At 62.9% G+C, this 11,434-nt stretch carries 12 protein-coding genes and 2 pseudogenes; 7 read left to right on the forward strand and 7 right to left on the reverse strand.

Annotated features, from left to right (window positions below):
- Nucleotides 1-947 precede the first annotated feature (947 nt).
- Nucleotides 948-1,535: a DUF1214 domain-containing protein gene (locus ACODTZ_RS29390; protein WP_026283084.1), complete on the forward strand. Its 588-nt coding sequence runs from the start codon at nt 948-950 to the stop codon at nt 1,533-1,535.
- Nucleotides 1,528-2,079, forward strand: coding sequence for a DUF1254 domain-containing protein (locus ACODTZ_RS29395; RefSeq protein ID WP_018898956.1), 552 nt, complete (start codon nt 1,528-1,530; stop codon nt 2,077-2,079). The genes ACODTZ_RS29390 and ACODTZ_RS29395 overlap by 8 nt, the downstream gene beginning before the upstream one ends.
- A gap of 21 nt (nt 2,080-2,100) precedes the next feature.
- Here the strand turns inward: ACODTZ_RS29395 and ACODTZ_RS29400 are convergent, their stop codons facing one another.
- Nucleotides 2,101-2,289 carry a hypothetical protein gene (locus ACODTZ_RS29400; RefSeq protein ID WP_111561004.1) on the reverse strand — a complete coding sequence of 63 codons (189 nt, stop codon included), beginning with the start codon at nt 2,287-2,289 and terminating at the stop codon, nt 2,101-2,103.
- Nucleotides 2,290-2,821: 532 nt separating this feature from the next.
- On the opposite strand from ACODTZ_RS29400, the gene ACODTZ_RS29405 reads away from it, so the two are divergent.
- The 3 genes and pseudogenes from ACODTZ_RS29405 to ACODTZ_RS29415 all read left to right on the forward strand — a co-directional run.
- Complete coding sequence (locus ACODTZ_RS29405) at nt 2,822-3,028, forward strand: hypothetical protein (RefSeq protein ID WP_112945428.1); 207 nt, start codon at nt 2,822-2,824, stop codon at nt 3,026-3,028.
- Between the two features lie 224 nt (nt 3,029-3,252).
- Nucleotides 3,253-3,672, forward strand: a pseudogene (locus ACODTZ_RS29410) (DUF2336 domain-containing protein); the annotation flags it as partial.
- Between the two features lie 618 nt (nt 3,673-4,290).
- Nucleotides 4,291-4,725 (forward strand): annotated as a pseudogene (locus tag ACODTZ_RS29415) (DUF2336 domain-containing protein); the annotation flags it as partial.
- 6 nt (nt 4,726-4,731) lie between these two features.
- Here the strand turns inward: ACODTZ_RS29415 and ACODTZ_RS29420 are convergent.
- The 3 genes from ACODTZ_RS29420 to ACODTZ_RS29430 all read right to left on the reverse strand — a co-directional run bounded on the left by ACODTZ_RS29420 (nt 4,732) and on the right by ACODTZ_RS29430 (nt 7,748).
- Nucleotides 4,732-5,088 (reverse strand): DUF1491 family protein, encoded by a 357-nt coding sequence (locus ACODTZ_RS29420; RefSeq protein ID WP_047507600.1) that lies wholly within the window; start codon nt 5,086-5,088, stop codon nt 4,732-4,734.
- A 64-nt stretch (nt 5,089-5,152) separates the two neighbouring features.
- A complete protein-coding gene (locus ACODTZ_RS29425) occupies nt 5,153-6,235 on the reverse strand; it encodes a peptidoglycan-binding domain-containing protein (RefSeq protein WP_489030033.1) in 1,083 nt (360 codons plus the stop codon).
- Nucleotides 6,207-7,748: a sensor histidine kinase gene (locus ACODTZ_RS29430; RefSeq protein WP_489030035.1), complete on the reverse strand. Its 1,542-nt coding sequence runs from the start codon at nt 7,746-7,748 to the stop codon at nt 6,207-6,209. The genes ACODTZ_RS29425 and ACODTZ_RS29430 overlap by 29 nt, the downstream gene beginning before the upstream one ends.
- A gap of 453 nt (nt 7,749-8,201) precedes the next feature.
- On the opposite strand from ACODTZ_RS29430, the gene ACODTZ_RS29435 reads away from it, so the two are divergent.
- Nucleotides 8,202-8,729 (forward strand): DUF5330 domain-containing protein, encoded by a 528-nt coding sequence (locus ACODTZ_RS29435; protein ID WP_489030037.1) that lies wholly within the window; start codon nt 8,202-8,204, stop codon nt 8,727-8,729.
- A gap of 203 nt (nt 8,730-8,932) precedes the next feature.
- Nucleotides 8,933-9,355 (forward strand): SufE family protein, encoded by a 423-nt coding sequence (locus tag ACODTZ_RS29440; protein WP_111561000.1) that lies wholly within the window; start codon nt 8,933-8,935, stop codon nt 9,353-9,355.
- 27 nt (nt 9,356-9,382) lie between these two features.
- Here the strand turns inward: ACODTZ_RS29440 and ACODTZ_RS29445 are convergent, their stop codons facing one another.
- The 3 genes from ACODTZ_RS29445 to ACODTZ_RS29455 form a co-directional block, all read right to left on the reverse strand.
- Nucleotides 9,383-10,210, reverse strand: coding sequence for a DUF6456 domain-containing protein (locus tag ACODTZ_RS29445; RefSeq protein WP_489030039.1), 828 nt, complete (start codon nt 10,208-10,210; stop codon nt 9,383-9,385).
- The gene (locus ACODTZ_RS29450; protein WP_489030041.1) at nt 10,203-10,640 is read right to left on the reverse strand and encodes a helix-turn-helix domain-containing protein; all 438 of its coding nucleotides are present in this window, start codon (nt 10,638-10,640) and stop codon (nt 10,203-10,205) included. The genes ACODTZ_RS29445 and ACODTZ_RS29450 overlap by 8 nt, the downstream gene beginning before the upstream one ends.
- 274 nt (nt 10,641-10,914) lie before the next feature.
- Nucleotides 10,915-11,346, reverse strand: a complete 432-nt coding sequence (locus ACODTZ_RS29455; protein WP_489030043.1) for a Ros/MucR family transcriptional regulator — start codon at nt 11,344-11,346, stop codon at nt 10,915-10,917.
- Nucleotides 11,347-11,434: the final 88 nt, after the last annotated feature.

Consider the following 11,434-nt stretch of genomic DNA (forward strand, 5'->3'; position numbering starts at 1 on the left):
GTCGGCAGATGCTCGGCACAAGACCGAGCATGACGTCGGGGATGGGGTTGCCGCCTGCGGTTGAACCGCAGACACTGGCAGAGTGAGGGTTAGGCTGCTTTTGGTCTAACTGGCAAACGCCACTACCGGCAACCGATTGTTTCCACAGAGAAAACCCCATGCGCGACGTCATCCTCGGGCTCGTCCCGAGGATCCAAGCACGCCTCCGAGAGTGCAACGGTGCGGATGCACGCTACGGCGCCACGTGTCCATTCCCGTCGCTCGAGAAGCAGCGTCGGCAGATGCTCGGCACAAGACCGAGCATGACGTCGGGGATGGGGTTGCCGCCGGCGCTCACAGCGGATGAGCGCAACCGGCAACCGCTTGTTTCCACAGCGAAAACCACACACGCGACGTCATCCTCGGGCTCGTCCCGAGGATCTAAGCACGCCGCCGAGAGTGTAACGGTGCGGATGCACGCTACCGCGCCAAGTATCCATTCCCGTCGCTCGAGAGGCAGCGTTGGCAGATGCTCGGCACAAGACCGAGCATGACGTCGAGTAGGGGGTGCCGCCGGCGCTTGGACCGCAGACACTGGCAGAGTGAGGATTAGGTTGCTTTTGGTCTAATTGGCGAAAGCCGCGATCGGCAACCGCTTGTTTCCAAAGCAAAAACACCACACGCGACGTCATCCTCGGGCTCGTCCCGAGGATCTAAGCACGCCTCCGAGAATGCAACGGTGCGGATGCACGCTATGGCGCCAAGTGTCCACTACCGTCGCTCGAGAGGCAACGTCGGCAGATGCTCGGCACAAGACCGAGCATGACGTCGAGTGTGTGGTGCCGCCAGCGTTCCACGAAGTCGTGGTCGGTCGACGCTCATCGCCCCCACCTTTTCCCCCTCCACCATTCCGCCCAGCCAGAATCAGTGGTAACCCTTTCAACTGATTTGGCTATCAAGGGCGACCGGTGTTTCGATTTCCTCTCTTTATCGCGATGACGCTGATAATCGCTTTCGGCGGCGGGATACTCGTTTCGCTTTATGCGCTGAATGCGACCGCGGGCTTCGGCGCCATCAAGCTCGGCGCGTGGGAGGCGTTTCCGGAGTTGCAGACGGAGAATGCCGATCCTTACGCGAAGTCGCACCGGGCGCGCGCCGGCCGGCTGCTTTATGGGTCGGCAGAGGGGTTGATGTTCACCGCCAAGGTGGATGACGCCGGCAATCGGCTGGAGGCGGGATGCAGTTACAGGATCACCGGGCAGACGCCGCCGGCGCGGATATGGACACTGTTCACGTCGGATAATTCCGGCAATCCGGCCTCGTTGCAGCCCGGGCTGCCGGGTGCGCTCAATTCTTGGACGGTGCTGCGCCAGCCGGACAGCAGCTTCACCATCGACATCTCGACCCGGGCGCGGCCGAACAACTGGCTAGCGCTTCCGGCGGCCGGTACGTTTCAGCTGGTGCTGACGTTGTTCGACACGCCGACGGCCGGCAGTTCCGGCGTCATCGATCTGGCGATGCCGAAGCTTGAGAAGACAGGGTGCGGCAATGCTTAGGGTCCTGTTCGCGCTTCTGGCCGGCCTATTTGGTGCCGCCCTGCTGCATCTCGTCATCATCCTGTCGCTGCCGCATTTCACCGGCAAGGATGCGGCAACACGCGTCGCCTCCGAAGGCGATCTCGATACGTTTTATCTGCTCGGAGGCACCGAGGACACGGCGGGGCTTTCCAACGACGATCCATTCGTCAGGACCGCCGTCTGTTCCTTCGATATCGAGGAGAACCCGGTGCGGTTCACGGCCAGGGGCAACGTGCCCTTCTGGTCGATCGCGCTGTTCGACGATGCGTCGAACGAGATTTTCAGCATGAACGACCGGACCTCGGTCGGCGGCGCGGTGGATATCCTGATCGGCAGCCCGATCCAGCTCACCGAATTGCGCAAGTCGCTGCCGCAGGAACTTCAGAGGACGATCCTGGTCGAGACGACGCGGTCGGGCGGATACGCGGTTTTGAGAACGCTGGCGCCGCAGACGAGCTTCGACGCGGCGGCCAAGAGCTTCCTGTCGGAAGCCGGTTGCGAGGAATTCGCTCCCTCCAACTAACGGCCGCCAAATAACCCTGGACTACTTGGTCTTCGAGCGCGAGGCGCGGCGAACCGACGCCGGCTTGTCGGGGTCGGTCAGGCGTTCGTAGCGCACGCCGGTGTAAAGCAGGATCTGCGCTTCGAGCGGCGATCCTTCCACGCTTGATGATCTTTCCTTGCGGCCTGGCGTCCGAGATAGACGATCAGCCAATGCGATGACTATTGCCATTGTCGTCTCCCTGCACTGCCCGAGACGGATGAAGCTCAGATCTCACCCTGCCCGCCTGCGCGGACCGGCGCACCCTTGGCCGGGTTTGCCGGCATCGGGTCATTCGCGCCTTTCTCACGGCATATCGTGAACAATACCGTGATGCGTATGATGGCGCCCCTCTCAAGGAGCACGTTCTGCTTCCCGGATTGAGACAGACGGTGGTTAACAGAATATTAAAATTCGGCCGGAGAATCCTTGTCGATCGACGTCTCCATTAAAACGCAGGGGCCCGCCCTTTGGTTGCATGCCGATCGCAAAGATCTGCCGTTTCCATCGGTCACAAATTTTAGCTTTAAATCATATAGTTAGCGATACGGCGCCGAACACGGGTTCCGCCATCACCGATGTTGCAAATTTACCTCACAAAAATATTAATTGCAGTTCGCCGAGATGCCGCTAAGGTCGCATTATCGGCTGCAGGGTAAAACGCGGCCGACCCTGGATTTGATCTGGGGACTGGGTCTGACGGTTAACCAGGGTGGGCAGACAGATGTCTCTGATGATTGGGTCGACATTTTCGCCTGAGGATCTCGATATATTGCGCCACGCGTTGGATGCCTGGTGCGCGGAAAAGCGCATCGACATCAAGAGCTCGAAGGCGCAGGTCGCCGCCTCCACGGCGCTCGATCTCTATCAGTCCGGCTATGACGATCCCGACAAACTGCTGACCGCGCTGCGCGGACACCGGGCGCTTTGAGCCGTCCATATAAGTCTTCCCCATCACTCGTTTAACGGGCAGCGACCGGGCCGGCGGACGCCGCGCCTAGTGATGTTGCACAGCACCATTTCGGGACGATTCCCCTCAAATCTTCAGCAACGGTTAACCGTGTCCCTGTAGGATTTGTTCATATCCCGTATGTGGTAGAGGCGTCTTCGCGTCCAGGCCAGCGGCATCCCTCTAGCGTGTTCAGGGTGTGTTTTGTGCGTGACCGGTTTCGAGACCTAGAGGCCCCCTCCGCGAGCCGGAAGAAGGACGTGGTTCTCATGGCGACAGTGAGCAGTTTCGAGGGATTGCAGCCGCCGACCCGATCGGAGCTTCGCCAGTTCGCCGAATTGTTCACCCCCCTCTTCGTCGCCTCCTCCGACGACGCCAAGCGCCAGGCCGTGGCCGCACTCTCGCAATGCGCCGCCATTCCGCAGGCCGTCGCCCTGTTCATCGGCTGCCAGCCGATCGCCATCTCCGCCCCCTTCCTCATCTCCTCGCCGGCGATCGACGACGATACGCTCATCACCGTTGCCCGCACGCAGGGCGTCGAGCATATGCGCGCCATCGTCAGCCGCGATGCGCTTTCTCCGCGGGTGATCGACGTGCTGGTCGGGCTGCGCCATGCCGCGCCGAAGCGGCAGGTGGAGACGATCGAGCCGGCGCCAACAGTCGACAGAGCCGAGGTGGCCGAAGCGCTCGCCAGTGCGGCGATGCCTTTCGTTGCGCCGGAGACTGGACAGGTTAAGGTCATCGCAGAGACCGCGAGCGTAAGGGTCGAGATCAGCGAACCGGTTGCCGTGGCTGTAGAGGCTGTCGCGCCTGTGGTTGCCGAGGTTGCGCCGGTGGTCGACACGGTGGCGGTCGCTGCCCAAGAGGCTGCACCTTTGGTCACCGAAATAGTGTCCGAGCCCAACGGTGCGACGTCCACGGTCGCCGAGACGGTATCCGTTGTTGCTAAGACGCCTGTTGCCGTCGAAGTGCAGACCATCGCCATCGAAACCGACACCGAGGTCGTGGTGGCCGAGACGATCGCCGTCCATCCCGTCAAGCCGACGCAGACCGCCGAACTGCCGCCTGCGGCAGCCGAACAGCCGAGCGCTCAGTCTACAGCTTCCCCTGCCCCGGCAGCAACCGCCGAGACGCCCGCCAACGGCGGCGCGCGCGAGGAAGAGGTTCGCGATACGCTACGTGGTCTGGCGCGCCATCTCGGTCGTGACGATAACGACCGTCTCGGTCTTCGCACGCTCTCGACATTGCAATCGGCGCTTTTGGTGCGCTTTGCCCGCAGCCGCGAGGCGGTCGCCTTCGCAACGGCGCTTGCCGATACGCTGTCGGCCAGCCGCTGGCTTGCCGAGCGCATCATGCTCGACACGTCGGGCCAACAGATGGCAACGACGCTGACGAGCATCGACATGGATTTCTCCGACGCCGTCTTCGTTCTGGAAAAGCTCTATCCGCATCTGGCCGAGGCGCAGCACAGCGTCACCCGCGCGTGGATGGTGCTCGATGCGCTCGATCCGGAAGAGTGCCGCGACCGCGTCGAGGCATGGCGCCGGGCCGACAGCTATACCTATCTGCCGGAACAGGCGCCGGCCGCGCCCCATCCGGTCACGCAGCAGACCTCGCATGCCCGCGCCGTTCACCAGCCGCCGGCGCGCGCCATGCGGCTCGTCGGACGTTCGCGCTGATTTGAGTTAGAAGCGGTCGTCGCGCTCCTTGGCGAGCGGCACGATATCGGCGACATCATCGGCTTCGAGCTCGACGATCCAGAGGTCGTTGTCGAACTTGCGCTCGCGCTCCAGCATCGTTCTGATCTCCTCGGCATCCTTGCGCTCGAGCCTGATCTCGAACAGCCGTTCGCCGCTGTCTTCCTCGTCGAAGAAGCTCTGCGGCGCCGGGCCATAAAGCGTCTCGGAGCCATCGCGAAAATGCTGGCGGATGAAGACCGCGCCCGCCTCGTCGGCCCCCTTCTTCTCGACGGCGGCGAAATCGCCTTTGGCGAAGACACGGCGCAACAGCGCGGATACGAAGATGTCGGTGCGAAGTCTCATGCAGGCGGTATAGACCGGTGTGCGCGGGGCCGCAACGCAGCGGCGACGCGCATTTGATCGGCGCTCAGAGCGCGCCGATGTCCTTGAGCTTCTTCAGCACCGCCTCGCTGGGCTCGCCATTTTCAGGCAGGTTGTAGTGCTTCTGGAAATGGCGGATGGCGACGCGGGTTTGTTCGCCGACGACGCCGTCGACGCCGACATTGGTGTAGGCCATGTTGGCGAGGCCCTGCTGGATCTTCAGGACCAGATCGACGCTGTTCAAGGTCGACGACGGCGAGGTCGAGGGCGTTGCCGCGGCGCGGGCGACGGAGGTCTGCCTGGCCGGAACGGGTTCCAGCGCGTTTTTCGGAGCCGAGATCTTCTGGACCGGGACCTGCCTGACCGGCACCTGGGCTGCCGGGGCCGAAACCGGGGCGGGCTTGGGGGCCACCTTTGGCGTCGGGGCGGTCTTCACCTGGTGTTCGGCGCTGCGGATGGCAGCGGCGACTGGGTCTTCGGCAAGCGCCTGGGCCGAGACATCCTCGCGCGGGCGCTCGGTGGGGATGGCGGACGGGCCGATGGCGTCGGTTCTGAGTGCTGCCAGCACTTCGGGCGTGGCGTCGCCGCTCTGCGGCATGCCGACGGTTTCCTCGAAGAACAGGATGGCGGCGCTGGTGCGCGGGCCGATGACGCCGTCGGGCGCACCGTTATAGAGGCCGCGGCGCACGAGTTCGGCCTGGATATCCATGACAAGCTGGTTCGCCGGCTGGCCGGCCACAGGTGCCGGCGGCACGGCGTTGGTGGTCTCGGCGCTATTTCCCTCGCCCTCGCCTTCACGTTCGATCTTGAAGGTGGTGACCTCGCCGGTGTGTTCCTCGACCGGCGGGCGGCCGATGAGCGCGCTTGGAAACAGGCTGTCGCGGGTGCGCAGGAACGGGTGCGGGTGTACGCCCGGCTGATACCAGAGCGCATTGGCGGCGACGAAGGAGAAGATGACGAGGAAGGCGGCCGTGCCGCCCGTGATCGACGGATTGCGGCCGATGACGCCGCCGAGCACGCCAATGCCCTGCAGCCCCAAACCGCCAACGGCGGCAGCCCCTGTGAGAAGAAGGCTCGGCTTCTGCCTGCCCCTCTTTCCCTTAGGCGATTTTCGCTTGCTCGCGGCCATCGAAAAGCCCCTCTTCCAAGATGTCGGTCATGCCAGTCGACGCTTTCAGCCGTGGCGGAAACTCGACCGGGTGATTGGCCGAGAGGTCCATGACGGGTACGCCGGAGCCATCCGCCGCAATCGAGATCGTGATGATGGTGCCGGAGCCCGGCGTGCTGGCGATGGCGAAATCGCCGCCATGCAGCGCGACCAGGCCCTTGACCAGCGACAGGCCGAGGCCCGTACCCTCGAACCGGCGGGTGTAATCGTTCTGGATCTGCACGAAAGGCTGGCCGAGCAGCTGCAGCTTGTCGGCCGGAATGCCGATGCCGGTATCGGAGACGCAGAGCGTCAGGATGCCGTCGCGCACCGAGGCGTCGAGCGAGATTGCGCCGCCGGCTTCGGTGAACTTGACGGCATTGCCGACCAGATTGATGAGGATCTGCTGGATGGCGCGCTGATCGGCGACGACCTCGTCTAGACCGCGCTGGATGCGGCTCGTCAGCGACACGCCCTTGGTCTTGGCCTGCAGCCCAAGCATGGCCTCGCAGGAGCGGACGACGGTGGCGATATCGAAGGGTTCCAGCACCAGCTCGTAGCGGCCGGCCTCGATCTTGCTCATGTCGAGCATGGTGTTGACGACGGAAAGCAGATGCGCGCCGGAATCGCGCACAAGGCCGACATATTCGCGCTGGCGCTCATTGGCGAGCTTGCCGAAATACTCGCCGATCAGAATATCGGAGAAGCCGAGAATGGCGTTGAGCGGCGTGCGCAGCTCATGGCTGACGGCAGCGAGGAACCGCGACTTGGCGTCATTGGCCGAGCGGGCATCGGCGGCATGGGCTTCGGCCTCGACGCGGAGCTGATGCTCGGCGGAGACATCGCGCAGCTGGGCGACGACGCTGATCAGCGCGCCATCGCTATCGCGGCGCGCGGTGAGATCGGTTCTGAGATGGGAAAACTGGCGATTGTCCACCGAGACCGACGGGCGCTCGAGCCTGAGATCGACCATCGCATGCTCCTCGCCCTGGCGCAGCCGGTCGAGCGCCTGGAGGAAGAGGATGCGGTCGGAGACGTGGATCTGCTCTATAAAGCCGCGACCGTCAGGGGCGCGCATCCAGGCGAGGTAGTCGCGCTTGTCGCGGCCGCCGACATTGACGACGGAACCCTGCGGATCGAGAAACAGGATAAGGCCGGCCGAGGCTTCCATGAAGAACTCTTCGGCCGACTGGGTGGCGACACCCGAGGTGACGATGCTCTGGCGCGACAGCGCGATGCTGCCGACGGCCGAAAACAGGAAACCGCCGACGACGGCGGCGACGCCTGCCGGAAGCGCAACGGCCGGGCTGGTGACGATGGAGAGAGCGGCGGGAGCGACGACAAGTGCTGCCGAAGACAGAAGCGCAAGCCGGCGCAGGATGGTCAGCTCGCGCTGGCGCACCGCGGCACTTCCTCCCGTCCGGGAGAGCCAGCGATCCGCCGCCCGGTCCACGAGGGCTGTCGCCCGATCCACGATGTCACTCAATACAAGCACGCAATACCCGCCCTAAAAAGGCTCTTCACAGAGGCCCAAGAATAGGCCCCGGGCGCTTAAGGAAAGAATAAGGGAAAGTGCCACTCCTCGGCCGGAAAGCGCGAAAAGTCCCATTTTGGGCCACCGGAAGGGCCCTTTGTTTTTTACGGTTAACAGCGAGTAAGCGACGGATTTCGCTCATTTTTCGGCAAGTCGTTAACGCTTGGGGCGAACGCGCTTCAAGGAAAGCCTGCAATTACAGGAGGTGGCTCATGGCATGCTTAACGCCAATGGCTACAATTCGACCGAAATGCGCCGAATGCGGTTTCGATTAAAATTTGAACTAAATTTGACGCAAATGCCACCGAGTTTCGAAAACCGGCATTCGCAAGTTTTGGCTAGGGTGAAATCACACCGGAAGACGGACCTGATTCGGCGGCAAGACCGAGCGGGAAAACAGGATGGGCAACGAACATGTGGTTTCTATTCAAATCATCGATCTGGCTCGGGCTTCTCTTCGTCGCCTTGTCGTTCTTCAGCGGCGAGCGCCAGACGAACACGCAGACCGGATCGACATTGCAGATTGCAGACGCCTTCGTCGCCGTGACCGGCGCCTATGACTATCTGAGCGGCATGTGCGGCGAGAAGCCCGAGGTTTGCGCGAAGGGCGCCAATACGCTCGGCGTTCTCGGCGAGCGGGCCCGTGCCGGCGCCCTCGTTGCCTTTGAACTGCTCGACAGCAAGTTCGGCAGCGGCAAGAGCGCCACTGTTGCCACGACCGCGACACCTTCCGTCGGCCTGGCGCCTGCGACGACCGTACAGCCGGCAACGGCAGCCGCTCCGCAGCAGCTGCGCGATGACCGTACCGTGGCGCTGAACCAGCCGATGCCTTATCGCCCGCCTGTCGACGACGGCGAGGACAGCTCGGCCGCCGCCCATGTCGCGACCGATCGGGTCACGACCGGCACCATTCCGCTGCCGACCCCGCGTCCGGCCATCTGACGAATTCCGCGGCCACCGCCGCACCCAAAGCTTGCACCGGCGCCGGCCAATGGCCCCGCCCTGTGCCTGACGTGCCTGCCCTGTTTACTTTCAGCATTTTGCTGCGCCGCGAGGATGCCCATCCTTCGCGGCGTTTCTTTTTAACAGTTCAAATCTGGCCGCATCTCCCCTATATGATCGGGAGACAACGAAAGGCCATTTGCATGACGTCCCTTGATCAGATCATCGACGATTTCACCTTCCTGGACGACTGGGAAGATCGCTATCGCTATGTGATCGAACTCGGCAAGGCGTTGCCTGATCTCGCGGACGAGAAGAAGACGTCGTCAAATAAGGTGATGGGCTGCGCCAGCCAGGTGTGGCTGGTGACGCATGTTTCCGACGACAGCGACAATCCGGTAATGACCTTCGAGGGCGATTCCGACGCGCATATCGTGCGCGGGCTGGTGGCGATCGTGCTTGCCACCTATTCCGGCAAGACGGCTTCGGAGATCGCCGCATTGGATGCCTTCGAGGTATTCGGAAAGATGGGCCTCGTCGAGAACCTGTCGGCGCAGCGTTCCAACGGCCTGCGCTCGATGGTCAACCGCATCCGCGAGGAAGCGCGGCTGCGGGCGGCGGCGTAAAGCCAGCCTCCTTCTAAGCTTGATCGATCAGGACCAGAGCTCCGGGCGATAGTCCGGCGTGCCCCAATGCTCCATGCGCTGGCGGCGGGATGGTGGTTGCGGGTTATAGTGGCGCGAGAGCGCCATGAGTGCCGTGCGCAGCATCAGCTTGGCGGAGCGCACAGGCCATTGCCGCTCGCGCTCGACCGTCTCCAGCCCCTTCATGAAGCAGCAGACATCCAGCGCCACGCCTGACAGCTCCGGCCCCAGCGCCTCCAGCGCGCGGTTGACGGCAAGGCGGGCGGCGACGGCGCTGTCGGTCAGATCCGCCATGCCGCCACGTCCGCCGCTGGCGCGGCTTGAGAGGCGCGGTTCCCAGGAGGCGGTGACGCGCGGCTGCAGCTGGGCGCGGGTAAAATCGGCATGCAGCCTCTCGCCGGCCTTGATCGCCGCCTCGGGCATGAAAGCAGCGCCGTCGCGGTCCTTCAGACGCTCGAGGCTTGCGAGCGGCGATTCGTCCTTGTTGACCCGCAGCCGCCTGACGACGCCATCGACCTCGCGGGCGTTTGTCTCAATCTCCGCGTGCTGGGTGAGAAAGGCTTCATCCGCCTCGGCGGCGGCGCGGCGCAGATAGGCGCGGGCCTGATTGGATGCGCGCAGCAAATCGCCCTGCTCCTCGACAAGGCCGGAGGCGCGGGCTTCGGTGATAAGGGTTGAGGGAAAGCCGGCGGTCGTTCCGTCGGTGAAGAGGATATCGATATCGCGCCCCTCGCCCTCAAGTCGCCGTGCCTCACCCCGGATGAGCAGCTTCAGTAGTCTCACCATCGGCTTTTGCGAGGCGGCCAGTTTTGTCTTCGTTTTTGGGGATTTACTCATGGCCGTATCCTCCGCCGGACCGGAAGATGGAATTGACGGTGCGCTCGACGGCGGCGACGAATTCGTCATAGGCGGGATCGTCGCGGCGATCCTCGACCACGTGGCAGGCATGGCTGACCGTGGTGCGATCGCGGCCGAAGCCGGTGCCGATCTCATGCAGCGGGATCTGCAGCGCGACATGGCAGACATACATGGCGATCTGCCTGATGTGGCAGAGCGTGCGGCGGCGGTCGCGGCGCATCTGCACACGCTGGCCGGCGATCATCACCATCTCTGTCGTGACTTCCTGGCAGATGCGGCAGACGGCGCGCACGGCATCCGTGGCGGACTGTGGGCGATCATCCCTTGAAAGGGTGGTCTGCTCTTCCCCATAAGGCGGGGACAGCGGCGCATTCGCGGCGCCGGGCGGGGAAAAATGTCCAATCGGCATATGAATACTCCTATGAATAGGAATTAATTCATACACTCTATACAGGAACGGGGATAAACGAAAGCGCGCCTCGATCGATTTCGGCTGATTTCGCTCACGAATTTTAACGAGGATTGAAATTATTTGGGATTATTTTCCTCGTCTCCTTGAAGCCTTCTTTGCTTGCCGCATGTCTTTATCCCGAAACCGGTGTCCACTTTCGGGAGACATGCGCAAACACGAAAAAGCCGGGCTCTCGCCCGGCTGATCGTGATCGTTCAATGCGACAAATCTATCAGCCGCGGCCGCGCTTGCGGCGCTGGCCAAGACCCATTTCCTTGGCAAGGCGCGAGCGCGCCTCGGCATAGGCAGGCGCTACCATCGGGTAGTCGACCGGCAGATCCCACTTTTCGCGATATTCTTCAGGCGAGAGGCTGTGGTGAGTCATCAGATGGCGCTTGAGCGACTTGAAGTTGCCGCCGCACTCGAGGCAGGTGATCTGCTCATCCTGGACGGATTTGCGCACAGAGACAGCAGGCTTCTGCTTTTCAACGACAGCCATGGCCGGTGTCGGCGCCGACGTGTTGCTCAACGCCGAATGCACGTCCGAAATAAGATTGGCGAGGTCGCCAACCGGCACGACGTGGTTGCTGACATACGCTGCGACGATATCCGCGGTAAGCTCGACCAGCAATTCTGGCCCGCTTCCGGCTGCAGTATCCGTCATATTTCGTTTCTCCTGTTTGCATGCTCAAAAGGTCTAGAGCCTCCTTGGCCCCGGACCGCTATCGTAGAGCGAACAGCAAAAAACTCAG

The sequence above is a fragment of the Rhizobium sp. FG113 genome (genome assembly GCF_057809895.1).

Coding starts and splice junctions, on each gene's coding strand:
- ACODTZ_RS29395 (WP_018898956.1), top strand. CDS start 1,528: ATGCTTAGGGTCCTGTTCGCGCTTCTGGCCGGCCTATTTGGTGCCGCC.
- ACODTZ_RS29400 (WP_111561004.1), bottom strand. CDS start 2,289: ATGGCAATAGTCATCGCATTGGCTGATCGTCTATCTCGGACGCCAGGC.
- ACODTZ_RS29405 (WP_112945428.1), top strand. CDS start 2,822: ATGTCTCTGATGATTGGGTCGACATTTTCGCCTGAGGATCTCGATATA.
- ACODTZ_RS29420 (WP_047507600.1), bottom strand. CDS start 5,088: ATGAGACTTCGCACCGACATCTTCGTATCCGCGCTGTTGCGCCGTGTC.
- ACODTZ_RS29425 (WP_489030033.1), bottom strand. CDS start 6,235: ATGGCCGCGAGCAAGCGAAAATCGCCTAAGGGAAAGAGGGGCAGGCAG.
- ACODTZ_RS29435 (WP_489030037.1), top strand. CDS start 8,202: ATGTGGTTTCTATTCAAATCATCGATCTGGCTCGGGCTTCTCTTCGTC.
- ACODTZ_RS29440 (WP_111561000.1), top strand. CDS start 8,933: ATGACGTCCCTTGATCAGATCATCGACGATTTCACCTTCCTGGACGAC.
- ACODTZ_RS29445 (WP_489030039.1), bottom strand. CDS start 10,210: ATGAGTAAATCCCCAAAAACGAAGACAAAACTGGCCGCCTCGCAAAAG.
- ACODTZ_RS29450 (WP_489030041.1), bottom strand. CDS start 10,640: ATGCCGATTGGACATTTTTCCCCGCCCGGCGCCGCGAATGCGCCGCTG.
- ACODTZ_RS29455 (WP_489030043.1), bottom strand. CDS start 11,346: ATGACGGATACTGCAGCCGGAAGCGGGCCAGAATTGCTGGTCGAGCTT.